The following is a 22,780-nucleotide window of genomic DNA, read 5'->3' as shown; positions in this document are numbered from 1 at the left end:
ATGATGTCACATTTCTAACCGTCACGATCCCAGGATATCCAACGAGATTGCGGCAACTCCTTATGAGGTTATGGAATGAGTGACCTGCGCCGTCGCCTGTTGCCCCCCATCGGCGTGCTGCAAAGCTTCGTCATTGCCGCGCGCCACGAGAGCGTGTCGGTGGCGGCGCGCGAAACCGGGCTGACCCAGAGCGCGGTCAGCCGCCAGATCGCGCAGCTGGAAGAGATTGTCGGCCAGCCGTTGTTCCGCCGGTCCGGCCGGCGGATCGTGCTGACCGATGCGGGCGCGACCTATGCCGCCGCCGTTGGCCCGGCGATCGACGCGATCCGCCGCGCGACCGGCGAAGCGATGGCCAAGCGCCGCGAAGGAGAATTCACGATCGCGACGCTGCCGAGTTTCGGCATGCGCTGGCTGGCGCCGCGCCTGCCGCAACTGACCAGCGCCCACCCGGAAATGGTGGTCAACATCGCCGCGCGTATCGAGCAGTTCGAACTGGCGGCGAGCGGGTTCGACGCGGCGATCCATTACGGCCGGCCCGACTGGCAGAACGCCGCGCACGACCTGCTGTTTCCCGAAGAGTCCGTGCCGGTCTGCGCGCCCGCATTCCTGGCGACGCACCCGATACGGCAGGCGGGCGACCTGATCGGCTGCCCGTTGCTTGGCCAGTCGCAGCGGCAATCGGCCTGGACGGAGTGGTTCGCGCTGAACGGGGTAACCGAATCGGTCAAGCTGTCCGGCCGGTACGACCATTTCATGATGCTGGCGCAGGCGGCGGTGTCCGGCGGCGGGGTGGCGATGATGCCGCGTTTCCTGATCGAGCAGGAACTGACCAGCGGCGCGCTGGTCATTCCGGTGGACCGGCCGCTGCAAAGCCGACTGGCCTATTATCTGGTCTACCCGCACGACCGGCTGGGCTATCCGCTGTTTCGCCTGCTGCGCGACTGGATCGTCGGGGAGGCAACGCGGATGCGGCCCGACGCCGGTTGAGCCGACGGGCACCGGCCGGGAACGAGGCGCCGCGTGGCGGCCAACCAGACAAACGGCCATGACGGCATCGGATGACGCGCACAGGCTGGCCGGTGCAGGGATGTGCTGCGCCCGTATTTGATCCGCGCAGGTCGACGGGGTGCCCCGCCGGCTGTTTGGCGCGCCGAGCGGTTCGATCACGATCTGGCCGGCGATGGCGGCGGCGTTGCAGAGCCGGTCGGAGGCCGTGGTTCGCCGCCCCGCGCGGCGGCGGGCGGCGGATGCGATCCCTGCTTGCATCGTTGAAATGGCGCAGTTAGAAATCTAACATTAAAAAGGCAGAGTTGATTCTCGATCATGCAGGAGGGGTGATGCGCAAGGTGATCGGCTGGTGTGCCCTGCCGTTCCTGCTGGCGGCGCCGCCGGCGCTGGCCCGCGAGACAGGCGGGCTGTTCATCGCCAACGCCGCGATCGTCGACGGCAGCGGTGCCGCCGCCCGTGCCGGCGCGGTGCGGGCGGCCGACGGGCGGATCGCCTGTGTCGGCCGATGCCGGGCGGCACCCGGCGACGCGCGTGTCGACGCCGGTGGACTGGTGCTCGCGCCCGGTTTCATCGACACCCACAGTCACCACGACGCCGGGCTGGACGCGCAGCGCGACGCGGCGCCGGTGACGGCGCAGGGGGTGACGACGATCGTCGCCGGGCAGGACGGGTTCAGCGCCGTGCCGATCGTGACCCTGTTCGACCGGTTCGCGGCGGCGCCGGCGGCGGTCAACATCGCCGCCTATGTCGGCCATGGCAGCGTGCGCGCGGCGGTGATGGGCGGCGATGCGAAGCGGGCGGCGCGGCCGGATGAGATCGCGCGGATGGTGGCGCTGGTTGCCGAGGCGATGGACAGCGGCGCGATCGGCCTGTCGACCGGGCTGGAATATGACCCCGCGATCTATTCGACCCGCGCCGAGGTGCTGGCGCTGGCGCGGGCGGCGGCGGCGCGGGGTGGCCGCTATATCAGCCATATGCGCAGCGAGGATGTCGGGCTGGACGAGGCGATCGACGAGCTGCTCGCGATTGGCCGGGCGACGGGGATGCCGGTCCAGATATCCCACCTGAAGATCGCGATGGTCGACCGGTGGGGCGAGGCGGCTGCGATCCTGCTCAAGCTCGACGCCGCGCGCGCCGCCGGTATCGATGTAACCGCCGATGTCTATCCCTATACCTGGTGGCATTCGGGCCTGGACGTGCTGTTGCCGACGCGGGATTTCACCGACCTGAAGGCGGCGCAGTTCGCGCTCGACCATCTGGCGAAGCCGGAGGACATGATCCTGTCGCGCTTCCCGCCCGATCCTTCGCTGGTCGGCCGGACCATCGCCGATGTCGCCAGCGCGCGGGGCGTATCGGCGGCGGAGGCATTCCTTGCCCTCAACCGCGAAGCCGCCGCCAAGGGCGAGGGCAGCGGGGTGATGGCGCGATCGATGGCGGAGGAGGATGTCGCGACGCTGATCGGCTGGCGCCACGCCAATATCTGTTCCGACGGGGCGATGAACAGCATGCACCCGCGCGGGGCGGGAGCGTTCCCGCGCATATTCGCCTGGCTGGTGCGCGGGCGGGGCCAGCTTTCGCTTGAGCAGGCGGTGCACAAGATGACCGGCCTTGCCGCCCAGCATATGGGCTTTGCCGACCGTGGGCGGATCGCGCCGGGCATGGCGGCGGATCTGGTGCTGTTCGATCCCGCGACCATTGCCGACACCGCGAGCTTTGCCGAGCCGGGCGCCGCGCCGGTCGGCATCCGCACCGTCTGGGTCAACGGTGTCGCGGTGATGCGCGATGGTGTCGCGACGGGGGCGATGCCGGGGCAGGTCATTCGCCGGGCGCCGGCGCTGGCGCGGAACTGAAAGGGCGACGCAATGCAGCCACCCTTTCTCCTGTTCCTGGGCGATGCGCCCGATATCGGCTGGGCGAAGACCGCGTCCGGGCTGGCGCAGTGGCGGCCGGAGGACTGCGCCGGGCAGTTTCGGCTCAGCGGGTGTCGCGTCGACCTTGGCCTGCCCGACATGGATTTCGCGGCGGCGAAGGCGGCCGGGGTGCAGACGCTGGTCGTCGGCATCGCCAATGACGGCGGCTTCATTGCCGATGCGTGGGTGCCGCATCTGGTCGCGGCGTTGGAGACCGGGCTGGATCTGGCCGCCGGCCTGCACGAGCGGCTGGCCGACCGGCCGGACATTGCCGCCGCCGCGCGTGCGGCGGGGCGGACGTTGCACGATCTGCGCCACCCCGACCGCCGCTTTGCGCCGGGCACCGGCAAGAAGCGGCCGGGCAAGCGGCTGCTGACCGTCGGCACCGATTGCGCGGTCGGCAAGAAATACACCGCGCTCAGCCTGACGCGGGTGATGGCCGATCGCGGCATGGCCGCCACCTTCTGCCCGACCGGCCAGACCGGCATCATGATCACCGGGCGCGGCGTCGCGATCGATTCGGTCGTCGCCGACTTTATCTCCGGGGCGGCGGAATGGCTGTCGCCGGCCGCCGACCCGCGCCATTGGCATGTGATTGAGGGGCAGGGCGCGCTGCTTCACCCCGCCTATGCCGGGGTGACGCTGGGCCTTGTCCACGGTAGCCAGCCGGACGCGATCGTCGTCTGCCACGAAGCGGGGCGGGCGGAATTGCAGGGGTATGAGGGGGGTTTCGCCTGCCCGTCGTTGCGCGACGCGCTCGACGTGCATGTCGCGGCGGCGCGGCTGACCAACCCGGCGGCGCGCGGCGTCGGCATCGGCCTCAACACGTCGCTGCTCAGCGCGGCGGCGGCGCGCGATGCGCTGAAGCGCGCGGAGGACGAGCTGGGCCTGCCCGCCTGCGACCCGCTGCGCTGGGGCGCGGATGCGATTGTCGACCGTATCGTCGCTGAGTTCGGGGGGTGAGGCGGGCGACCCCGGCCCGCCTGAGCGCGGTGCCGGGGCCGTGCCGGATCAGGCGGCTTGCTTGGCCCAGCGTTCGCCGGCGAGATCGAGCGTCGCCGCGAAGCGGGCGAGCGCCTCGTCCGCTTCCGCTTCGCTGAGGTTCAGCGGCGGCAGCAGGCGGACGCAATTGTCGCCGCCGCCGGCGACCAGCAGCAGCTTCTCGCGCGCCATCGCCATGAATTCGCGGTTGTTGCCGGTCAGCTTGACGCCGATCAGCATGCCCTTGCCGCGCACGTCGACGATAAGCTGCGGGTAGCGGCGGGCGAGATCTTCCAGCCCGGCGCGCAGCAGGGCAGCGACCGCCAGCGTGTTGTCGAGGAAGCCGGGCGCGGCGATCAGGTCGAACGCCTCGTTCGCCACCGCCATGGCCAGCGGATTGCCGCCGAAGGTGGAGCCGTGGGCGCTGACCCCCATGCCGCTCGCCGCTTGCTCACTGGCGGCGCAGGCGCCGACCGGGAAGCCGCCGCCCAGCGCCTTGGCGATCGCCATGATGTCCGGCGCGGCATCGTCGAACCACTGGTGCGCGAACAGCTTGCCGGTGCGGCCCATGCCCGACTGGACCTCGTCATAGATCAGCAGCGCGCCGGCTTCCGTGCAGGCGCGGCGGACGGTCTGCAGCCATTCGCCGGACAGCGCCCGCGCGCCGCCTTCGCCCTGCACCGGCTCTACGATGACGGCGGCGGTGGTCGGCGCCGCGATCGCCGCGAGCAGGGCGGGCATGGCATCGACGTTCAGCTGGACGTAACCGGGCAGGCGCGGGCCGAAGCCGTCCAGATAGGTGGCGTTGCCCGAAGCGTTGACCGCGGCATAGCTGCGCCCGTGGAACGAGCCGGCGAAGCCGATGATGTCGATCCGTTCCGGGTGCCCCTTCGCCGCGTGATATTTGCGCGCCATCTTCAGTGCGCACTCGATCGCCTCCGCCCCGCTGTTGGCGAAGAACACGGTGTCGGCGAAGGTGGCGGCAGTGATTTTTTCCGCCAGCCTTTCCTGCCCGGGAATGCGGAAGATGTTGGAGATGTGCCAAAGCTTGCCGGCCTGCTCGGTCAGCGCGGCAACCAGCCGGGGGTGGGCGTGGCCGAGCCCGTTGGTGGCAATGCCGGCAACGCAATCGAGGAAGCGGCGACCGTCGTCGGCGAAGATCCATGCCCCCTCGCCATGGGTGAAAACGGGTTCGGCGCGGTTATAGACGGGCAGCAGCGGCGAAATGGTCATCGGCGATCATCCTTGGTTTTCAGGGTGGCAATACACAGCGACGCAGCGCGCGCGAGGCGGCGGGGCGCCCGGCGGGCGCGCGGTGCCGGCCAATGCCGCCCGCCCGACCCCGCTTCTCCGTCTGCCGTCATCGCCGCCCCTTTCGTTCATCAGGCCGAGGATGGGCCGGGCATGGCGGCAAAGCCATCAACGGTTCGGCAGCTATTCTTTCCGTTTTGGAATATGGGGAGGATGCGTGCCGGTCCGCCCCGACAGCGGCTGGGGGGCGAGAAAGCGGCACGTGCTGCCCCATCGCGGGCGGGCCCGGCCCGGCGCGATATGTCTTTTGCGCTTGCCTCTCTTCCCCTAGGCATCGTCAGGTGGCGGGGTTGTCGACTGTTACATTCATAACGCTGCGGATAGAATGTAGTGAGGCAGGGATCGGATGCTGGACCTTTTCGCACGGCTTGAGGCGGAGAATGCGCGCTACACGGCGGCGGAGCGGCAGATCGCGCTTTTCCTGCTCAACAATCGCGAACTGATTCCGTTCGAGACCGCCGCGTCGATTGCCGCGCGGCTGGGGATCAGCGCGGTGACGGTTGGCCGCTTCTGCCGCATGCTGGGGTTCAAGCATTTTCGCGCGTTGAAGGAGCAGTTGCGCGCATCCGCCAACCTGCCCTGGCTGCAGGGTGCCGATTTCCAGGAATTCCTGTCGGCATTCAGCGACAGCGACACGCGGCGCAAGACGCTGGAGCGTGAAATCGAACTGATGATCGCCGTCTATGAGCGTTCGCAGAATACGATGTGGGCGCAGGCGGTGGCGACGATCGCCGAAGCTCGCCAGATCGATGTCGTCGGTTTCCAGACCGAGCGCGGCGTCGCCGCCATCCTTGCCCACAACCTGCAATATGTGCGGCCGGGCGTCACGCTGGTCGACGGGGCATCCGGCCATTTCGCCGACGTGCTGCTCGACGATCCGGCGGATCGCTGCCTGATCATCGTCGACATCCGCCGCTATTCCAGCCAGTCGCGCCTGCTGGCGGAAAAGGCGCGCGACATCGGGTTGCCGCTGGTGATCATCACCGACACGCTGTGCGACTGGGCGCCGCGCCTGACCTCTGCCGTGCTCACCGCCGACAGCGACGGCGCGCTGTTCTGGCAGTCGTCGGTGCCGATGGTCGCGCTGGTCAACCTGCTGGTCAACGACGTGGTCGGCCATGGCGGCGGTCGCGATGTCGAGCAGCGGCTGGAGCGGGTCAGCAAACTGTACGACGAATTCACCGGCTTCGTCCGCACCGGCCGGCATCGCGGCGGCGGCGCGTGACCCGGCCGGAGGAGGCGAACGGCCCGCATTACGACTGGGCTGGGATGATGGAGGCGCGTGCCCGCACCCGCCAGGCAGTCGCCGATATCGCCGCGCGCATCGAAGTCGGCATGGACGAAGCCGATGCCGATCGCGTCGCCCGCTCGGTGTTGAAGGCGGGCGGGCTGCTGCGCGGCTGGCACGGCATCTACGTCCGTTTCGGCAGCAACACGCTGAGATTCTACGGCGAGCCGTCGCAAGCGGGCATCCGGCTGGGGGCCGATGACATCTTCATCGTCGACATCGGGCCGGTCTGGCGGAAATGGGAAGGCGATGCCGGCGACACCTTCGTCACCGGGCGGGACCCCGACATGGCCCGCGCCCGCGACGACGTGCGCGTCTTGTTCGATGCCACCGCCGCGCATTGGCGCGAGCACCGCGCGACCGGCCAGGCGCTTTATGCCTTTGCCGAAGCGCGGGCCGCCGCGATGGGCTGGCGGCTGAACCTTGAACTGGGCGGGCACCGCCTGTCCGATTTCCCCCATGCGCTGATCCACCGCGGCGGGTTGAAGGACGCCGGCTTCTATCCTGTGGCCCGCGCCTGGGTGCTGGAAATGCACATCCGCCATCCCGAACGCCGGTTCGGCGCGTTTTACGAGGACCTGTTGCTGGATTGAGCGTCGGCGGGCGGGACGGAACGACTGACGGCAATCGTGCGCCGACCGTCTGATGTGGCGGGATCAACCGACATTCCTTGCGCGGAAGCGATAAGGCCGTAAGAGTGTTAGAAAAATTGCTTTAAAGAATAGAAGTCTTTTTTATTCCATGGGCGATCCGCCAGCAGACGGAAGTGCGATGTTCAATCGATCGGCCCCCGCAGACACCCCGGCGTTGCATGTGTTCGCGGAAAATCTGCCGCTGCGTGAGCCGTTCCGAATTGCGCGGATGGCGTTCCATCACAGCCAGGTCGTCGTCGCCGAGATCGCGGCCGGCGGTCATGTCGGCCGGGGCGAATGCGAGCCGCACGAAAGCGACCCCGCCGAACGCGACCGGGCGATGGCGCAGCTATGGGCACTGTCCGGCCGGATCGCCGAGGGCATGGACCGCGCCGCGCTGGCTACGCTGCTGGACGCCGGACCGATACGCAACGCGCTGGACTGCGCGCTGTGGGACCTGGAGGCGAAGCGGCGGGGCCGCCCGGTCCATGCGCTTGCCGGCCGGCCGGCCAGCGCGGCGCTGCCCACCGTGTTCACCCTGGGCATCGACGCGCCCGGCGCGATGGCGGAGAAGGCGCGGCGGATGGCGGCGTGGTCCCGGCTGAAGATCAAGCTGGGCGGCGATGACAGCGCCCGCGACCTGGAGCGCGTTGCCGCGGTGCGCCGGGCGCGGCCGGAGGCGGAACTGATCGTCGACGCCAATGGCGGCTGGACGATGGCGGTGCTGCGGCACATGGCGCCGGCGTTGGCGGGGCTGGGCGTGGCGCTGATCGAGCAGCCGCTGGCGCCGGGCCGCGACGCGGCGCTGGCCGATTACGCCAGCCCGGTGCCGCTGTGCGCCGATGAAAGCTGCCTTGACCGTGGTTCGTTGCCGGCGGTGATCGGGCGTTACGCCTATATCAACATCAAGCTGGACAAAACCGGCGGACTGACCGAGGCGCTGGCGCTTGCCGATGCGGCGGAGGCGGCGGGGCTGGGCGTCATGGTCGGCTGCATGACCGGCACGTCGCTGGCGATGGCACCGGCGCATCTGGTGGCCCAGCGCGCCCGGTTCGTCGACCTCGACGGCCCGTTGCTCGTCGGCTGGGACCGGTCGCCGCCGATGCGCTACGCCGACGGACTGGTCTACCCCCCGGAACCGGCGCTGTGGGGCTGAGCATTGCCGAATATGCCTGCGACGCGGCGCCGGCGATGAGGCCGGCGGGACGCCTATGGCGTCTGCTGGTCCGTTTCTGTGCCGTTTGTGGAATTTGCCAGTGTGTCCGGCGCGCCGCCCGCCTGTTCGGCGGCGGCGAGGGCGTGGAGGCCGGCGGGAGTCAGATAGGGGCGGACGAGGTTGATCAGCACCGCATAGCCCCGCGCGACCGCCGCGTCGTCGACCGCCCCGCCGAAGGTTTCGACGTAGTTGATCCAGTGTTCCGACAGCACCCAGGTGCTGGTCAGGAAGCAGTCGAGCGCCTCTTCTTCGGCGGGAAGGGCGATCAGGCCCTGACTGGCGAGCGCCTGCATGAAGCGGCGCAGCGCCGCCATCCGCCGGTCGCGCAGTTCGTTGTAGCGCGCCTGGAGCAGCGGATCGTCGTTCAGGATGCCGACAAGATCATGGTAGAAGAAGCGATAGCGGCGGACCATGCCCATCTGGCGCAGGAACATGAAGCGCATATGAGCCATCGTCGGCGTCCGGTCGTCATGCGCCCAGTGGCCGTGAATCTCGTCCCGCATCAGCGAAAAGATGTCGAGAATGATCTCTCGCCGGGTGCGGTAGTGATAATTCAGATTGCCCTTGCTGATCCCGCACTCCGCCGCGATCCGGTTGGTCGAAACGCCGGCCGTGCCGAGCCGGTTGAACAGCGCGATCGCGGTTTCGAGGATAAGGCTTCTGGTGTCGCGGGGGGGCATGCGCGATCAGCCCCGCCAGCCCGCGTTCCCGCAACCGCCGGCCTGCGCCCGGGATGCTGTTAGGCCCATCGCCCTAATCCTCCGCTTTCGGTCGGGCATAGCGGCGGCCATGCTGCGTGGGAACCAGCAAGGAGTTGATACCCGATGACGGCAAGGTCCGGCCCGTTTCCGGTTGCGGCGGCGCGTGTGCAGTTTCCGGCGCTGTTTCGCCCCGACCCGTTCGTCTATTTCGACAATGCCGCCGGGTCGCAGGCGCCGCGCGGCGTGATCGATGCGGTGACCGCCCATCTGACCGAGCGCAACGTCCAGCGTGGCGGCCGCTATCCGGCGAGCATCGCCGTTGACGAGACGATCGCCCTTGGCCGGGAGAAGGTGGCGTTGCTGGTCAATGCCACCGACCCGGACGAGATCGCGTTCGGCATGAACGCCACGTCGTTCATCCGCATTGTCAGCCTGGCGATCGGCCAGACTTTGCGGCCGGAGCGCAGCGAGATCATCGTCACCGACATGGACCATGACGCCAATGTCGCGACCTGGAGCGCGCTGGCGCCGATGGGCGCGACTATCACCGTCTGGCCGATGCGCGCCGACGGGCGGTTGCATGTCGAGGACCTGCTGCCGCTGTTGTCGGAACGGACGCGGCTGGTTGCCTGCACCGCAGTGTCGCACGCGCTCGGCTCGATCGTCGACATCGCGGCGGTGGCGCGCGCCGCCCATGCGGTGGGGGCGGAGATGTTCCTCGACTGCGTCCACCTGACCCCGCACCTGCCGATTGACGTGCAGGCGTGGGATTGCGACTATCTGGTCTGTTCCGGCTACAAGGCCTTTTCCCCGCATATGGGCTTTCTGTGGGGCAAGCGCGACAAGCTGGTCGCCCTGCCGACCTTTCGCGAGGATTTCATCCCCGACGCGCCGCCCTACAAGATCGAGGCGGGGACGTTCATTTATGAGAATGTCGCCGGCATGGCCGCCGCCGTCGCCTATCTGGAAGCGCTGGCCGACATGCTGCCGGGGCCGGCGGCGCCGGCAGCTCCGCGTGCCCGGTTGGTCCGCGCGATGGAGGCGGTGCGTGGGTACGAACAGCAGCTTTCACGCGCGATGCTGGGCGTGCTCCAGCGCCACGGCGCCACCGTCTACGGCATTGCCGACCCGGAGATGATCGCCTTGCGGGTGCCGACGCTGAGCTTCAACCTGCCCGGTATCGCCCCCGCCGCCGTCACCCGCCACATGGCGGCGGCCGGCATCGGCATTCGCGACGGGCATATGTACGCGCCGCGGCTGATGGCGCGACTTGGCCTGGCGATGGACAGCGGCATGGTCCGCGCGTCGCTGCTCCATTACAACAGCATGGCGGAGGTCGAGCGGTTCGACGCGGCGCTGGCGGCGCTGGTCGGGAGGTAGGGGCGGAGGGGCCCTTGCGGCCCCCGGCTTCAGGTGAACAGCAGCACGCCGTGGGCGCCGAGGACGGCACCGGCGATGGTGACCAGCGCGGCGGCGAGCAGCAGTTGGTGGGCGCGGATCGCGAAGGCGAAGGCACGGTCGGAATCGGCCGCCGCCCGCTTGTGGAACCAGCGGTGGAGGAACAGCGGTTCCCCCACGAACAGCAGCAGCACGAACAGCAGCCATACGCAGACCATCGCATGCATCCACCAGTAGCCCGGTTCCGAGAAGCGGTACCACGCGTCCATCCGCCAGGTCATGTAGAAGCCGGTCAGGCCGACGATGACGATCGACAGCCGCGCCTGCGGGGCGAAGCGGGATTCGACCGCCTCGAACCGCGCCATCCGTTCCGCCGGGTCGGGCAGCCGGGCGACGCCGGGCAGGACGACCAGCGTCGCCATCGCCACCCCGCCGATCCAGTGGATGATGGCGAGCAGGTGAAGCATGCGGGCGATGGCGAGTTCAAGCATCGGAAAACAGCCTTTCCGGGCGGTCAGTCGCGGCCTTCTTCGACGCCGCGAGTGCGGGCGCCGGCGCGTTCGTCATGGCCGCTGTTGGAACTGAGGAAGCCGATCGCCATCAGCCCGCCGCCGAGCACGACCGAGAAGAACACGCCGAGGGTGGTGGCGACGACGATCGTGCCGTTGAGCGGGGCGACCAGCCACAGGTAGAACAGCGCCATCGCCACCATCGCGACGGCGGCGACGACGGTGTAGCGCATCAGCTTGACGAAGCTGAGCCGCGCCGCGGTTTCCCTCGCGCCTGCGGGTTTGCTGATCATCATTGGGTCTCCTCATCATGAGCGGGAAGCTCCGGCGGGCGGTCGTAGAAATCCACCTGCATCCGCATCGGCCCGTCGAGGGTCACCCAGTGCGGATCGTCGGGGTACAGCAGGCCGGGGCGGCCGGGCGACAGGCGCTCCGTCGGCCGGCCATTGGCGAAGGACAGGGTGATCGCCCCGTCGAGCATGCGGACGACGCCCCAAACACCGGGCTTGGTACGATGCTGGCGCCGCAAGGCGTCGGGCAGGGTGTTTTCGTCGAAAACCGGCGTCGAGCGGTAGGGAACAGGTGCGCTCATCATCAGGCCTTTTGCAGAGGACAGGGTGTGTGGGCGGGGGCGGAGCGCGGGAGCGGCACGGGCCGGGCGATGCCGGTCGAGCGGTGCTGTCCTTCGTCGATTGCGACCCGGTCGGTCATCGTCGCGTCCAAAACATGTATCAAGGATGCATCTATCCCAGTCGCCGGAAACATGCAATGGACATGCATGTTAAAATTGCGGGCCGGGCGGCCGGAGGCGTGATGGAGGAACGATGCGACTGACGCGCTATACCGACTATGCGGTGCGCGTGCTGATGCACCTGGGCACCGACCCCGACCGGCTGGCGTCGATCGCGGAGATAGCGCACGCCTACGACATTTCGCAGAACCACCTGATGAAGGTCGTCCACGACCTGGGCAAGGCCGGGTATGTCGCCAGCGTGCGCGGGCGCGGCGGCGGCATCCGGCTGGCGCGCCCGCCGGAGGCGATCCGCATCGGCGAGGTCATCCGCCACACCGAGGAAGGCTTTACCCTGACCGATTGCGAGAATTGCGTGATCGCCCCCGCCTGCGGGCTGACCCCGGTGGTGGGCGAGGCGCTGGCCGCATTCCTTGCGGTGTTCGACCGGTATACGCTGGCCGACCTGTTGGGCCAGCGTGATGCGCTGCGCGGCCTGTTCCACCCGGCCGGCGAGGCGGGCGCGGCGCTGGGCGGCGGACTGCACTGAGTCGGGCCGCCGCGCAAATCCGGGCTGGCGGGGGCGGGCGGTTGCCGCTATCGGGCGGGGATGACCGATACCCCGCCCGACCGCCTGAGCAACGATCCGTCCAGCCCGTTCTACGACGCCGAAGCGCTGACCCGCGGCATCGGCATCCGTTTCAAGGGCAATGAACGCCGCGACGTCGAGGAGTATTGCGTCAGCGAAGGCTGGGTTCGCGTTGCCCTTGGCAAGAAGATGGACCGTTACGGCCGGCCGCTGACCATCAAGCTGTCCGGCCCGGTCGAGCCGCGATTCGAGACTCCGGCGGGCGACGACGCGTAAGGCGGGCGGAAACCGGGCGCCTCCTTTGTCCGTCGACTATCGGTTGATCGCGGCGGCCGCGCGGCGATATGCCCGACTGGACGGCAGGAGCGCGGACGGATGAAGACGGTTGACCCGGCACGACAAGGCTTCGACGCGGAGCGGCTGGACCGGATCGATCGGTTCATCGCCGACCGCTACGTCGAGACCGGCCGGTTCAGGGGCACCCAGTTCCTTGTCAGCCGCGACGGCGCGCCGGTCCATTTCTCGACCCGCGGGGTGATGGGCGAAGACGGCCGCCCGATGACCGACGACGCGCTGTTCCGCATCGCGTCGATGACCAAGCCGATTACCTCCGTCGCGTTCATGCAGCTGATCGAGGAGGGGCGCGTCGCGCTTGACGACCCGGTGGCGACGGTGATCCCGGAATGGAAGGACCTGGCCGTCCGCGCCGGCGGTGGTGGCGGCGCGCCGTTCGTCACCCGGCCGCCGGCCCGGCCGATGCTGATGGTCGACCTGCTGCGCCACACATCCGGCCTGACCTATAGTTTCCAGTATCGCGGCAATATCGACGCCGCCTATCGCGCGACCAAACTGGAGGAGTGGTACGGGCCGCACGACCTGGATGCCGTCGTTCGGCTGCTCGCCGATATCCCGCTCGAATTCTCGCCGGGCGACGAGTGGAATTATTCGGTGTCGACCGACATCCTTGGCGTCGTCATCCAGCGGCTGACCGATACGCCGCTCGACACGGTGTTCCGCGACCGCATCTTCGCCCCGCTCGGCATGGAGGACACCGGTTTCGTCGTGCCGGACGCGAAGATTGGCCGGCTGACCGATTGCTATGCGATGGCACCGGGCAAGGGCATGGTGCTGTATGATGCGGCGCAGACCAGCGCCTGGCGCCGGCCGCCGACCCAGCTTTCGGGCGGCGGCGGGCTGGTGTCGAGCGCCGCCGACTATCACCGCTTCTGCCGGATGCTGCTCGACAAGGGAACGCTGGACGGCGTGCGCATCCTGGCGCCGAAGACGATCGAGCTGATGACGATCAACCACCTGCCCGGCGGCAGCGACATTGCGTCGATGTCGAAATCGCTGTTTAGCGAGGCGACCAACGCCGGCATCGGCTTCGGCCTCGGCTTTGCGGTAACAACTGATCTGGCGGCGGTGATGCTGCCCGGATCGATCGGCGATTTTTATTGGGGCGGCATGTTTTCGACCGCCTTCTTCGTCGATCCTGTGGAGCGTATCATCATGATCTTCATGGCCCAGCTCAGCCCGTCCAGCACCTGGCCGATCCGCCGCCAGATCAAGACAATGCTCTATGCCGCGCTGACCGAGACGCGCCGTGGCTGACACGGAAACCCCTGCCGATCCGGCGAGCCTGATCGCGGCGCTGACCGCGTTGCTCGACGTCGAACGGATCGACACCGACCTGTATCGCGGGCCGCAGAAGCCGGACGGCGTCGGCCGGGTTTTCGGGGGGCAGGTGATCGCGCAGGCGCTGGTCGCCGCGACCCATGCCACGCCGCCGGAACGGGTGGCTCATTCGCTCCATGCCTATTTCATGCGGCCGGGGGACGAGGAGCAGCCGATCATCTACCGTGTCAGGCGTGACCATGACGGCGGCAGCTTTTCCACCCGCCGGGTCATCGCCTTCCAGCACGGCCAGCCGATCCTGTCGCTGGCCGCGTCGTTCCAGAAGCGCGAGCCGGGGCTGGCCCACCAGGCGGAGATGCCCGCTGTCCCGCCGCCGGAGGAACTGCCCGATGAAATGGAATTGCGCCGCGCCTTCGCGCCGCGCCTGTCGGAGAAATGGCGGCTGATCTTTCCGCGCGCGCGCCCGTTCGAGATGCGTTCGGTCGGCGGCCATGGCTGGATGACCGGCGAGAAGGAGCCGCCTGCCCAGCAGATCTGGCTGCGCGCCGTTGCCCCGGTCGGCGACGATCCGGCACTGCACCGCGCGATGCTGGCCTATATGTCGGATATGTTCCTGCTCGGCACGTCGATGCGGCCGCACGGCGTCAGCTGGCTCGACGCCAGCATGCAGACCGCAAGCCTGGACCACGCGTTGTGGCTGCACGACGATTTCCGTGTCGACGACTGGCTGCTCTACACGACGGACAGCCCGTGGGCCGGCGGCGGACGCGGGTTCAACCGCGGTGCGCTGTTCACTCGTGACGGGCGGCTGATCGCCAGCGTCGCGCAGGAAGGACTGATCCGCCAGCGCAGTTAGGCGGAGGCGGGCCTGGCGGGCGGGAGCGGGTGGCGGCGAAACCGTTGAGGCGGTGCGCCGGCGATCAGCGCCATTGCCAGTCGGCGTCGTCCTGGCCGAGCGCGGGCGGTGGCCGATCGGCGACCATCGCTTCTCCGTCGAGCAGGATCGGGCCGCGCAACTGCGGCAGGCGCCCGCCGGCGACATGGGGGGCGGCCAGTTCCACCCGCATGCCCCGCGCGACTACCTGCGGATCGGCGAACGCCTCGGCGACGCTGTTGATCGGCCCGGCGGGCACGCCCTGCGCCTCCAGCGCCGCGAGCAGAGTGTCGCGCGCCATCGTCGCGGTCCGTGCGGCGAGCAGGGCGACCAGCACATCGCGGTTGGCGACGCGCCCGGCATTGGTCAGGAAACGTGGGTCGTCGGCCAGTTCGGGTAGGCCGAGCACGCCGCAGAGGCGCTGATATTGCCGGTCGTTGCCGGTGGCGACGATGACCAGCCCGTCGGCGGTGGCGAACGGCTGGTAGGGGACCACATTCGGGTGGCTGTTGCCGGTCAGCCCCGGCGACTGGCCGCTGACGAACAGGTTCATCGCCTGGTTGGCGAGCACCCCGGTCATCACATCGAGCAGCGCCATGTCGACATGGCCGCCCTCGCCGGTTTCGGCGCGGCGGTGGAGCGCGGCCAGCGCCGCGCCGGCGGTGTAGACGCCGGTGAACAGATCGGCGACGGCGACGCCGACGCGCTGCGGTTCGCGCCCCGGCTCGCCGGTAATCGCCATCAGCCCGCCCATCGCCTGCACCAGATAATCATAGCCGGCGCGCGCCGCGTAGGGGCCGGTCTGGCCAAAGCCGGTGATCGAGCAATAGATCAGGCGCGGATTGAGCGCGCGCAGCGCCGGCCAGTCCAGCCCGTAGCGGGCGAGGCCGCCGACCTTGAAATTTTCGATCAGGATGTCGGCGTCGGCGGCGAGCGCCTTGATCCGGGCGATGTCCTCCGCCGACTCGAAATCGGCGAGGATCGATCGCTTGCCGCGGTTGCAGCTATGGTAATAGGCGGCCGCCAGCGGCGCGCCGTCCGCCCCTTCGACGAAGGGCGGCCCCCAGGCGCGGGTGTCGTCGCCCGCCCCGCGCCGTTCGACCTTGATGACGTCGGCGCCGAGGTCGGCGAGCATCTGCCCGGCCCACGGCCCGGCGAGGATGCGGGCCAGTTCGAGGACGCGGACGCCGGCGAGCGGCTTCACGCGAACGCCGACAGGCCGGTGATCGCCCGGCCAAGAATCAGCGCATGCACGTCGTGCGCGCCTTCGTAGGTGTTGACCGTTTCCAGGTTCATCGCGTGGCGCATGACGTGATATTCCTCGGCGATGCCGTTGCCCCCGTGCATATCGCGGGCGGCGCGGGCGATGTCGAGCGCCTTGCCGCAATTGTTGCGCTTGACGATGCTGACCATTTCCGGCGCCATCCGGCCTTCGTCGAACAGCCGGCCGACGCGCAGCGCCGCCTGCAGGCCGAGGGTGATTTCCGTCTGCATGTCGGCCAGCTTCTTCTGGACCAGCTGGGTGGCGGCGAGGGGGCGGCCAAACTGCTTGCGGTCGAGGGTGTAGGCGCGGGCGCGGTGCCAGCAATCCTCGGCCGCGCCCATCGCGCCCCAGGCGATGCCGTAGCGTGCGCGGTTGAGGCAGCCGAACGGCCCCTTCAGCCCCGACACGTTGGGCAGCAGCGCGTCTTCGCCGACCTCGACCCCGTCGAGCATGATCATGCCCGTGGTCGAGGTGCGCAGCGACAGCTTGCCTTCGATCTTCGGCGCGGACAGGCCCTTCGCGCCCTTTTCCAGGACGAAGCCGCGGATCGCGCCGTCATGCGCGTCCGATTTCGCCCAGATGACGAACACGTCGGCGAAGGGGGCGTTGGAAATCCACGTCTTGGAGCCGGACAGCCGGTAACCGCCGTCAATCTTTTCCGCCCGCGTCCGCATGCCGCCGGGGTCGGAGCCGGCATCCGGCTCGGTCAGGCCGAAGCAGCCGATCCATTCGCCGGTTGCCAGCCGGGGCAGGTATTTCGCCCGCTGCGCCGCGTCGCCATAGGCGAAGATCGGGTGCATGACGAGCGACGACTGTACGCTCATCATCGAGCGATAGCCGGAGTCGACGCGCTCCACCTCGCGCGCGACGAGGCCGTAGGCGACATAGGAGGCGCCGGCGCCGCCATATTCTTCCGGCAGGGTCAACCCGAGCAGGCCGAGTTCGCCCATCTCGCGGAAGAGCGACGGGTCCTGCGTCTCGTCGCGGAAGGCGGCGATGACGCGCGGCGCCAGCTTGTCCTGGGCATAGGCGTGGGCGGTGTCGCGGATCGCCCGTTCCTCGTCGCTCAGCTGTTCGTCGAGCAACAGTGGATCATCCCAGCGCAGACGCGCGATCGTTTCAGCCATATTTGCCTCCCTCTGCGGCCCGGCGCGCGGGCCAGATGATTGTCCGGGCGGACCGCTACAGGCGGGTCGCCGAGCTGACCGCCTCCGCCGCGCGCAGCGCCGCGAGGATGCGGGTCAGGTGATGCAGGTCGCGCACTTCCAGATCGAGCACAAAACTGTGGAAACCGCCGTCGCGATTGTCGAGGCGCAGATTGAGAATGTTCGCCTTGTGCGCGCCGATGACGCTGGCCATCACCCCGAGTGCGCCGGGTTCGTTCTTCAGCACCACCGCGAGCCGGGCGACGGCGCCGTCGGACCCGTCGCGCCAGGACAGGTCGATCCAGTCGGCATCGACGCCGTCGGCCAGCTTCGGGCAGCCGATGGCGTGGACCTCGATCGGCTCGTCGGGGTGGCGCAGGCCGACGATGCGGTCGCCGGGCACCGGGTGGCAGCACGAAGCGAGGACGAAGGCGACGCCGGGGGTCAGCCCCTTGATCGAGATCGCTTCACGCTGGCGCGGCGCGGTTTCAGCGTCGCCGCCGGAGGAGCCGGGCATCAAAGCCTCCATCAGCCCGGCATCGCTGATCTGACCGCGCGCAATGGCAATCATCAACGCCGGTTCGTCATCCATCTTCAGCCGTTGCAGCGCCTCTTTCAGCGCGTCCGGCGCGAGCTGCGCGGGCAGGCGGGCGACGATTTCGTCATACAGCTTGCGGCCGAGCGCCATGCCCTCGTCGCGTTCCTTGTGGCGGACGAAGCGGCGGATGGCGGCGCGCGCCTTGCCGGTGACGACGAAGTTCAGCCAGGCCGGCTGCGGCTCCTGCGCCTTGGAGCGCAATATCTGCACCTGATCGCCGTTGACGATCGGGGTGCGCAGCGGGACAACGCGGCCGTTGATCTTGGCGCCGACCGCGGTGTCGCCAAGGTCGGTGTGCACGGCATAGGCGAAATCCACCGGGGTGGCGCCCTTGGGAAGCTGATACAGTTCCCCCTTCGGCGTGAAGGCGAAGATGCGGTCCTGATACATCGCCATCCGGGTGTGTTCGAGCAGCTCTTCCGGGCTGCCCGCCGTTTCCAGGATTTCGATCAGGTCCCTGATCCAGCCGACCTGCCCGTCCGGCCCCTTCTTGCTGTCCTGCTTGTAGGCCCAGTGGGCGGCGAGGCCGAATTCGGCCTGAGCGTGCATCGCCTCGCTGCGGATCTGGATTTCCACCCGCATGTTTTCCGCATGGATGACGGCGGTGTGCAGCGACTTGTAGCCGTTGCGCTTCGGCGTCGAGATATAGTCCTTGAACCGCCCCGGCACCATCGGCCAGCGGCGGTGGATGATGCCGAGCGCCTTATAGCAATCCTCCACCGTCGGCACGATCGCGCGGAACGCCATCACGTCCGAAAGCTGTTCGAAGCTGATGTGGCGTTCCTGCATCTTGCGCCAGATCGAATAGGGGTGCTTGCGCCGGCCGTTGATCTCCGCGTCCAGCCCGCCGCGCCCGAGCAGCAGCTTCAACCCGGACGAAATCCGCGCGATCCGGTCGCCGCCGTCGGCTTCGAGCAGTTCCAGCCGCCGGGTGATCGAGGCATAGGCTTCCGGTTCCAGCTGCTGGAAGGCCAGTGTCTGCATTTCATTCATGAATTCGTACATGCCGATCCGTTCGGCGAGCGGGGCATAGATATCCATCGTCTCGCGGGCGATGCGGCGGCGCCGGTCTTCGTTCTTGATGAAGTGGAGGGTGCGCATGTTGTGCAGCCGGTCGGCCAGCTTGACCAGCAGCACGCGGATGTCGTCCGACATGGCGAGCAGAAATTTGCGCAGGTTTTCGGCGGCGCGTTCGTTCTCGGTCTGCGCTTCGATCTTCGACAGTTTGGTGACGCCGTCGACCAGCCGGGCGACGTTGGCGCCGAACAGCTTTTCGATTTCCTCCGGCGTCGCGACCGTGTCCTCGATCGTGTCATGGAGAATGGCGGTGGCGATCGTCTCGCCGTCCAGCCGCAGGTCGGTCAATATGCCGGCGACTTCGATCGGATGGCTGAAATAGGGATCGCCGGAGGCGCGCTTCTGACTGCCATGCGCCTGCATCGAAAACACATAGGCACGGTTGATCAGCGCCTCGTCGGCGTCGGGATCGTAGCTCTTGACCCGTTCTACAAGCTCATATTGCCGCAGCATCCGGCCTAGATGGGGCCGCCCCCTGCCGCAATGCAACAGATTTCATGCCGGGTGGCCCGAAGGACGCAAAGGGAGGGGATGCGCCCTTCGGGCCGGCGCCCGCGCGCGTTCATTTCGCGCGGGCGTTGCACTTGTCCAGCGCGGCGGCGTCGAACGCCTCGCCATTGACGGTGAAGGCGGTCAGCCGGCCCAGTTGGCGCGCGGCGACGGCGCAGACCACCGCCGGGCGGCTGTCGCCCCGGGCGGACACGCAACTGTTATCGTCGCACGACCAGATCTGGTCGCGGATCACGGTGCGCCCGGCGGCGGGGGCGGTCGCCGGAATGGCGTTGTAGAAGGCGCCCGGCTGGGCAGCGGCGGGGGCCGAGACGAACAGGGACGACGCGGCAAGCGCGCCGGCCAGGCTGAGAGAACGAAGCATCGGGGTCTTTCCCATTTCGCTGAGGGGCGATCCGATATTTACAGCGTCAAGTTTACGCCGTCAAGTTTTCAGATGAAACCGGGAGGCATTTTTTCGTTTCGCCTGGCGCACGGGCTGGTCTAGCCTTGGCGATCATGGAAAAACCCGCCCCCCTGCCGCATCTTGCCTTGCAGTGCAGCCTGCCGGCCGCGCTGGAGGCGATGGGCGAGCGCTGGTCTTTTCTGATCCTGCGCGCGGCATTCAACGGCTTGCAGCATTTCCAGGAAATGCAGGCGAGCCTTGGCATTGCCCGCAATATTCTCGCCAACCGGCTGGCGCGGCTGGTCGCGGCGGGGATTCTGGAGCGGCAGGCCTGCCCCGGCGACCGCCGCAAGGTGGAGTACCGGTTGACCGACAAGGGCGCCGCGCTGCTGCCGACGATGATCGCCCTGCGCCAGTGGGGGGAACGGTGGGAGACCGGCTGCCCGTCCAATCCGGTGCTGGTCGACACACGCGACGGCGCACCGGTGCGGCCGATCCGCGTCTACGCCCATGACGGGCGGCCGCTGGAATGGGAGGATCTGTGTTTCCGCGACCGCGCGGAACTGGCCGGCGCGGTGGGGGCGAAGTAGCCCCGGCGGCGGATGCGGGGGCCGGTGGCGCCCGCTGTTGCGAGACTTTCAGGTCGTTGGCCGGACAGGTGGCCGGCCGGAGGGCGCCCTTCGCCGTGGCGAAGGGGCCTCAGTTATTCGTAATCGGCGCCGAGATTCTGGTTGCGCGGCGGCGCTGCGGCGGTCAGGCGCAGCGCCTCCGCCGACTGGCTGAGCGAACCGATCGCGTCGGGCGCGTCCTCATCATCGACCTGGACGCGCTGGAGCAGCTGGACCACCGACTCGCGCAGGTCGTCCGGGTGGATCGTCTCTTCGGCGATCTCGCGCAGGGCGACGACCGGATTTTTGTCCCGGTCACGGTCGAGGGTCAGATCGGCGCCGCCGGAAATCTGGCGCGCGCGCTGCGCCGCGACCAGCACCAGGTCGAACCGGTTGGGCACCTTGTCGACACAATCCTCGACGGTAACGCGCGCCATAGTCGCTCCAGCTTCATCGCGATGGAAGGAAGGGCACGCAGGTAGCGACGCGGGCCGCCGATGTCAATGAAAAGGGCGGGGCGGCGGTGCCGGCTTGCCTCCCTCCGTCGGGCACGGCATCCCTGCGCCATGGGTGACGCGGCGATCGACGGGGACAATGCGCTGATCGACGGCAACCGGTTGCGATTGATGACCGAGGGGCCGGAGCGCCTGGCCGCGCTGATCGACCTGATCGACGGCGCGGAGCATAGCCTGCGCCTGCTTTACTACAGCTTCGCGCCCGACCATGCCGGGTTGCGGGTGCGCGACGCGCTGATGGCGGCGGCGGTGCGCGGGGTGGACGTGTCGCTGCTTGTCGACGGGTTCGGCAGCGCGGAGGCGTGCGACCGGCGGTTCTTCGCGCCGCTGACCGAGCTGGGCGGCCGTTTTTGCTGCTTCATCCCGCGTTTCGGCCGCCGTTACCTGCTGCGCAACCACCAGAAGATGGCGCTGGCCGACGACAGGCGGGTGCTGATCGGCGGGTTCAACATCGCCGACGATTATTTCCTGTCGCCCGGCGAAGGCGGCTGGCGCGACCTGGGGCTGCTGCTCGACGGGGCGGCGGCGACACCGCTGGCCGTTTATTTCGACCGATTGCTCGAATGGAGTCAGCACCCGCACCCGCGCCTGCGCGCGCTGCGCCGCGCGCTGAAAGGCTGGCAGCCGCGCCATGGCCGGGTGCACTGGCTGCTCGGTGGGCCGACCCGGCGGCTGAACCCGTGGGCGCGGGCGGTGAAGCGCGAGTTGCAGCACGCCCACCGGCTGGACCTTGGCACCGCCTATTTCGCGCCGAACCCGGCGGTGCTGCGGCGGGTGGAGCGGATTGGCCGGCGCGGTGCGGCGCGGGTGATGACCGCCGCCCAGTCCGATAACACGACGACGATCGGCGCGGCGCGTTTCTGCTATGCCGGGCTGCTCCGCCGGGGAGTCCGGGTGTTCGAGTACCAGCCGGGCAAGCTGCACACCAAGCTGATGATCGTCGAGGATCGCGCCCATATCGGCAGCGCCAATTTCGATATCCGCAGCCTGTATCTGAACATGGAGATCATGCTGGCGGTGAAAGACGCCGGCTTCGCCGACCGGATGCGCGCTTATTTTGACGGCGAACTGGCGCAGTGCCGGGAATGGACGCTGGCGGACGTAACCGGATGGCGCACGCTGCTCCTGCGGATGCGGTGGGCGCTGTGCTATTTCATCGTGGCGGTGCTCGACTACAACATCACCAGCCGGCTGAATTTCGACGTCGACGGAAGCTAAGGTCAGCCCTGACGCGTCAGTCCTTCCACGCCCAATAGAGCTGCGCGGGCGGGACGTTCCAGAATTCGAAGCCGTGGTCGATCCGTTTGAAATGCGGGGCGATGAAGTCGCGGACCTTGGGGCTGAACTGATAGACCAGGAACGCCCCGCCGGGGCGCAGGATCGCGGCCGTTTCCGACGCGATGCGCGGGCCGATGCCGGCGGGGAGGGTGGAGAAGGGCAGGCCGGACAGGACGTAATCCGCGTGGGCGAAACCATGGTCGCGGACGATGCGGCCGACATCGGCGGCCGAACCGTTGACCACCTTGAAGCGCGGATCGGGGATCTCGTCGCGCAGATAGGAGACGAAATCAGCGTTGGTATCGATGGCGATCAACGTCGCATCCGGCGCCATTTTTTCCAGAACCGGGCGGCAGAAGGTGCCGACGCCGGGGCCGTATTCCACGAACAGTTTCGTCGACGCCCAGTCGACCGGCTTCAGCATCTTGTCGATCAGCATCGGTGAAGACGGGATGATCGAGCCGACCATGACCGGATGCTTCAGGAAGCCCGAGAAGAACATCGCCAGCGGCCGGCTGCGGTGCGCGAAGCTGTTGCGGGACTTGCTGCGATGCTGGGCGGAAGAAACGGACATCATGACTCCGTGAACGGTCCTGAAATCGTGCCGTCGCAAATCCG

General features: G+C 68.4%; 24 protein-coding genes. 13 read left to right on the top strand and 11 right to left on the bottom strand.

Features of this window, described 5'->3' with window-relative positions; translation table 11 throughout:
• Positions 1–75 precede the first annotated feature (75 nt).
• From ACMT1E_RS12420 to ACMT1E_RS12410, 3 genes are all read left to right on the top strand, one after another.
• Positions 76–987 (top strand): LysR substrate-binding domain-containing protein, encoded by a 912-nt coding sequence (locus tag ACMT1E_RS12420; protein ID WP_414900618.1) that lies wholly within the window; start codon positions 76–78, stop codon positions 985–987.
• A gap of 350 nt (positions 988–1,337) precedes the next feature.
• On the top strand, positions 1,338–2,858 hold the full coding sequence (locus ACMT1E_RS12415) for an N-acyl-D-amino-acid deacylase family protein (RefSeq protein WP_414900617.1): 1,521 nt from the start codon (positions 1,338–1,340) through the stop codon (positions 2,856–2,858).
• Positions 2,859–2,870: 12 nt separating this feature from the next.
• Complete coding sequence (locus ACMT1E_RS12410; RefSeq protein ID WP_414900616.1) at positions 2,871–3,881, top strand: DUF1611 domain-containing protein; 1,011 nt, start codon at positions 2,871–2,873, stop codon at positions 3,879–3,881.
• A 48-nt stretch (positions 3,882–3,929) separates the two neighbouring features.
• Here the strand turns inward: ACMT1E_RS12410 and ACMT1E_RS12405 are convergent, their stop codons facing one another.
• Positions 3,930–5,132 carry an aspartate aminotransferase family protein gene (locus ACMT1E_RS12405; protein ID WP_414900615.1) on the bottom strand — a complete coding sequence of 401 codons (1,203 nt, stop codon included), beginning with the start codon at positions 5,130–5,132 and terminating at the stop codon, positions 3,930–3,932.
• A 424-nt stretch (positions 5,133–5,556) separates the two neighbouring features.
• Here ACMT1E_RS12405 and ACMT1E_RS12400 point away from each other — a divergent pair, with 424 nt between their 5' ends.
• The 3 genes from ACMT1E_RS12400 to dgcA all read left to right on the top strand — a co-directional run bounded on the left by ACMT1E_RS12400 (position 5,557) and on the right by dgcA (position 8,286).
• Entirely contained in the window at positions 5,557–6,435 is an 879-nt protein-coding gene (locus ACMT1E_RS12400) for a MurR/RpiR family transcriptional regulator (protein WP_414900614.1), read from the top strand.
• A complete protein-coding gene (locus ACMT1E_RS12395; RefSeq protein WP_414900612.1) occupies positions 6,432–7,091 on the top strand; it encodes a M24 family metallopeptidase in 660 nt (219 codons plus the stop codon). Before ACMT1E_RS12400 ends, ACMT1E_RS12395 begins: the two co-directional genes overlap by 4 nt.
• A gap of 178 nt (positions 7,092–7,269) precedes the next feature.
• Entirely contained in the window at positions 7,270–8,286 is a 1,017-nt protein-coding gene (gene dgcA, locus ACMT1E_RS12390; protein WP_414900611.1) for an N-acetyl-D-Glu racemase DgcA, read from the top strand.
• A gap of 53 nt (positions 8,287–8,339) precedes the next feature.
• On the opposite strand, the gene ACMT1E_RS12385 is transcribed toward dgcA, so the two are convergent.
• Positions 8,340–9,026 carry a TetR/AcrR family transcriptional regulator gene (locus tag ACMT1E_RS12385; RefSeq protein WP_414900609.1) on the bottom strand — a complete coding sequence of 229 codons (687 nt, stop codon included), beginning with the start codon at positions 9,024–9,026 and terminating at the stop codon, positions 8,340–8,342.
• Between the two features lie 144 nt (positions 9,027–9,170).
• Here ACMT1E_RS12385 and ACMT1E_RS12380 point away from each other — a divergent pair, with 144 nt between their 5' ends.
• Complete coding sequence (locus ACMT1E_RS12380) at positions 9,171–10,427, top strand: cysteine desulfurase-like protein (protein ID WP_414900608.1); 1,257 nt, start codon at positions 9,171–9,173, stop codon at positions 10,425–10,427.
• Positions 10,428–10,456: 29 nt separating this feature from the next.
• Here ACMT1E_RS12380 and ACMT1E_RS12375 read toward each other — a convergent pair whose 3' ends face one another.
• The 3 genes from ACMT1E_RS12375 to ACMT1E_RS12365 are packed head-to-tail and all read right to left on the bottom strand — an operon-like array spanning position 10,457 to position 11,546.
• Complete coding sequence (locus ACMT1E_RS12375; RefSeq protein WP_414900606.1) at positions 10,457–10,936, bottom strand: hypothetical protein; 480 nt, start codon at positions 10,934–10,936, stop codon at positions 10,457–10,459.
• Positions 10,937–10,959: 23 nt separating this feature from the next.
• The gene (locus ACMT1E_RS12370) at positions 10,960–11,247 is read right to left on the bottom strand and encodes a hypothetical protein (protein WP_414900605.1); all 288 of its coding nucleotides are present in this window, start codon (positions 11,245–11,247) and stop codon (positions 10,960–10,962) included.
• Positions 11,247–11,546 carry a DUF1971 domain-containing protein gene (locus ACMT1E_RS12365; protein ID WP_414900604.1) on the bottom strand — a complete coding sequence of 100 codons (300 nt, stop codon included), beginning with the start codon at positions 11,544–11,546 and terminating at the stop codon, positions 11,247–11,249. The genes ACMT1E_RS12370 and ACMT1E_RS12365 overlap by 1 nt, the downstream gene beginning before the upstream one ends.
• A gap of 232 nt (positions 11,547–11,778) precedes the next feature.
• On the opposite strand from ACMT1E_RS12365, the gene ACMT1E_RS12360 reads away from it, so the two are divergent.
• The 4 genes from ACMT1E_RS12360 to ACMT1E_RS12345 all read left to right on the top strand — a co-directional run bounded on the left by ACMT1E_RS12360 (position 11,779) and on the right by ACMT1E_RS12345 (position 14,764).
• Entirely contained in the window at positions 11,779–12,234 is a 456-nt protein-coding gene (locus ACMT1E_RS12360; protein WP_414900603.1) for an RrF2 family transcriptional regulator, read from the top strand.
• A gap of 60 nt (positions 12,235–12,294) precedes the next feature.
• Positions 12,295–12,549 carry a DUF3297 family protein gene (locus ACMT1E_RS12355; protein WP_414900602.1) on the top strand — a complete coding sequence of 85 codons (255 nt, stop codon included), beginning with the start codon at positions 12,295–12,297 and terminating at the stop codon, positions 12,547–12,549.
• Positions 12,550–12,648: 99 nt separating this feature from the next.
• Positions 12,649–13,884 carry a serine hydrolase domain-containing protein gene (locus ACMT1E_RS12350; RefSeq protein WP_414900600.1) on the top strand — a complete coding sequence of 412 codons (1,236 nt, stop codon included), beginning with the start codon at positions 12,649–12,651 and terminating at the stop codon, positions 13,882–13,884.
• On the top strand, positions 13,877–14,764 hold the full coding sequence (locus ACMT1E_RS12345; RefSeq protein WP_414900599.1) for an acyl-CoA thioesterase: 888 nt from the start codon (positions 13,877–13,879) through the stop codon (positions 14,762–14,764). The genes ACMT1E_RS12350 and ACMT1E_RS12345 overlap by 8 nt, the downstream gene beginning before the upstream one ends.
• Positions 14,765–14,828: 64 nt before the next feature.
• Here ACMT1E_RS12345 and ACMT1E_RS12340 read toward each other — a convergent pair whose 3' ends face one another.
• From ACMT1E_RS12340 to ACMT1E_RS12325, 4 genes are all read right to left on the bottom strand, one after another.
• Entirely contained in the window at positions 14,829–15,986 is a 1,158-nt protein-coding gene (locus ACMT1E_RS12340; RefSeq protein ID WP_414900598.1) for a CaiB/BaiF CoA transferase family protein, read from the bottom strand.
• Positions 15,983–17,173 (bottom strand): acyl-CoA dehydrogenase, encoded by a 1,191-nt coding sequence (locus ACMT1E_RS12335; RefSeq protein WP_414900597.1) that lies wholly within the window; start codon positions 17,171–17,173, stop codon positions 15,983–15,985. Before ACMT1E_RS12335 ends, ACMT1E_RS12340 begins: the two co-directional genes overlap by 4 nt.
• Before the next feature lie 55 nt (positions 17,174–17,228).
• Complete coding sequence (locus ACMT1E_RS12330) at positions 17,229–19,319, bottom strand: RelA/SpoT family protein (protein WP_414900595.1); 2,091 nt, start codon at positions 19,317–19,319, stop codon at positions 17,229–17,231.
• 109 nt (positions 19,320–19,428) lie between these two features.
• On the bottom strand, positions 19,429–19,740 hold the full coding sequence (locus ACMT1E_RS12325; RefSeq protein ID WP_414900594.1) for a CC_3452 family protein: 312 nt from the start codon (positions 19,738–19,740) through the stop codon (positions 19,429–19,431).
• Between the two features lie 134 nt (positions 19,741–19,874).
• On the opposite strand from ACMT1E_RS12325, the gene ACMT1E_RS12320 reads away from it, so the two are divergent.
• Entirely contained in the window at positions 19,875–20,351 is a 477-nt protein-coding gene (locus ACMT1E_RS12320; RefSeq protein ID WP_414900592.1) for a winged helix-turn-helix transcriptional regulator, read from the top strand.
• 113 nt (positions 20,352–20,464) lie between these two features.
• Here ACMT1E_RS12320 and rpoZ read toward each other — a convergent pair whose 3' ends face one another.
• Entirely contained in the window at positions 20,465–20,806 is a 342-nt protein-coding gene (rpoZ, locus tag ACMT1E_RS12315; protein WP_414900591.1) for a DNA-directed RNA polymerase subunit omega, read from the bottom strand.
• A 129-nt stretch (positions 20,807–20,935) separates the two neighbouring features.
• Between rpoZ and ACMT1E_RS12310 the strand changes: the two genes are divergently transcribed.
• Positions 20,936–22,102 carry a phospholipase D-like domain-containing protein gene (locus ACMT1E_RS12310; protein WP_414900589.1) on the top strand — a complete coding sequence of 389 codons (1,167 nt, stop codon included), beginning with the start codon at positions 20,936–20,938 and terminating at the stop codon, positions 22,100–22,102.
• A gap of 16 nt (positions 22,103–22,118) precedes the next feature.
• Here the strand turns inward: ACMT1E_RS12310 and ACMT1E_RS12305 are convergent, their stop codons facing one another.
• On the bottom strand, positions 22,119–22,736 hold the full coding sequence (locus tag ACMT1E_RS12305) for a class I SAM-dependent methyltransferase (protein WP_414900588.1): 618 nt from the start codon (positions 22,734–22,736) through the stop codon (positions 22,119–22,121).
• Between the last annotated feature and the right edge of the window lie 44 nt (positions 22,737–22,780).

Origin of the sequence: Sphingomonas flavalba, assembly GCF_047553045.1 — a bacterium.
Taxonomy (GTDB): Bacteria; Pseudomonadota; Alphaproteobacteria; order Sphingomonadales; family Sphingomonadaceae; genus Sphingomonas_L; species Sphingomonas_L flavalba_A.
Note: the sequence above shows the minus strand (reverse complement) of the source record. Positions and strands in the feature narration are given on the sequence as shown.

Coding starts and splice junctions, on each gene's coding strand:
- ACMT1E_RS12420 (WP_414900618.1), top strand. CDS start 76: ATGAGTGACCTGCGCCGTCGCCTGTTGCCCCCCATCGGCGTGCTGCAA.
- ACMT1E_RS12415 (WP_414900617.1), top strand. CDS start 1,338: ATGCGCAAGGTGATCGGCTGGTGTGCCCTGCCGTTCCTGCTGGCGGCG.
- ACMT1E_RS12410 (WP_414900616.1), top strand. CDS start 2,871: ATGCAGCCACCCTTTCTCCTGTTCCTGGGCGATGCGCCCGATATCGGC.
- ACMT1E_RS12405 (WP_414900615.1), bottom strand. CDS start 5,132: ATGACCATTTCGCCGCTGCTGCCCGTCTATAACCGCGCCGAACCCGTT.
- ACMT1E_RS12400 (WP_414900614.1), top strand. CDS start 5,557: ATGCTGGACCTTTTCGCACGGCTTGAGGCGGAGAATGCGCGCTACACG.
- dgcA (WP_414900611.1), top strand. CDS start 7,270: ATGTTCAATCGATCGGCCCCCGCAGACACCCCGGCGTTGCATGTGTTC.
- ACMT1E_RS12385 (WP_414900609.1), bottom strand. CDS start 9,026: ATGCCCCCCCGCGACACCAGAAGCCTTATCCTCGAAACCGCGATCGCG.
- ACMT1E_RS12380 (WP_414900608.1), top strand. CDS start 9,171: ATGACGGCAAGGTCCGGCCCGTTTCCGGTTGCGGCGGCGCGTGTGCAG.
- ACMT1E_RS12375 (WP_414900606.1), bottom strand. CDS start 10,936: ATGCTTGAACTCGCCATCGCCCGCATGCTTCACCTGCTCGCCATCATC.
- ACMT1E_RS12370 (WP_414900605.1), bottom strand. CDS start 11,247: ATGATCAGCAAACCCGCAGGCGCGAGGGAAACCGCGGCGCGGCTCAGC.
- ACMT1E_RS12365 (WP_414900604.1), bottom strand. CDS start 11,546: ATGAGCGCACCTGTTCCCTACCGCTCGACGCCGGTTTTCGACGAAAAC.
- ACMT1E_RS12360 (WP_414900603.1), top strand. CDS start 11,779: ATGCGACTGACGCGCTATACCGACTATGCGGTGCGCGTGCTGATGCAC.
- ACMT1E_RS12355 (WP_414900602.1), top strand. CDS start 12,295: ATGACCGATACCCCGCCCGACCGCCTGAGCAACGATCCGTCCAGCCCG.
- ACMT1E_RS12350 (WP_414900600.1), top strand. CDS start 12,649: ATGAAGACGGTTGACCCGGCACGACAAGGCTTCGACGCGGAGCGGCTG.
- ACMT1E_RS12335 (WP_414900597.1), bottom strand. CDS start 17,173: ATGGCTGAAACGATCGCGCGTCTGCGCTGGGATGATCCACTGTTGCTC.
- ACMT1E_RS12330 (WP_414900595.1), bottom strand. CDS start 19,319: ATGCTGCGGCAATATGAGCTTGTAGAACGGGTCAAGAGCTACGATCCC.
- ACMT1E_RS12325 (WP_414900594.1), bottom strand. CDS start 19,740: ATGCTTCGTTCTCTCAGCCTGGCCGGCGCGCTTGCCGCGTCGTCCCTG.
- ACMT1E_RS12320 (WP_414900592.1), top strand. CDS start 19,875: ATGGAAAAACCCGCCCCCCTGCCGCATCTTGCCTTGCAGTGCAGCCTG.
- rpoZ (WP_414900591.1), bottom strand. CDS start 20,806: ATGGCGCGCGTTACCGTCGAGGATTGTGTCGACAAGGTGCCCAACCGG.
- ACMT1E_RS12310 (WP_414900589.1), top strand. CDS start 20,936: ATGGGTGACGCGGCGATCGACGGGGACAATGCGCTGATCGACGGCAAC.
- ACMT1E_RS12305 (WP_414900588.1), bottom strand. CDS start 22,736: ATGTCCGTTTCTTCCGCCCAGCATCGCAGCAAGTCCCGCAACAGCTTC.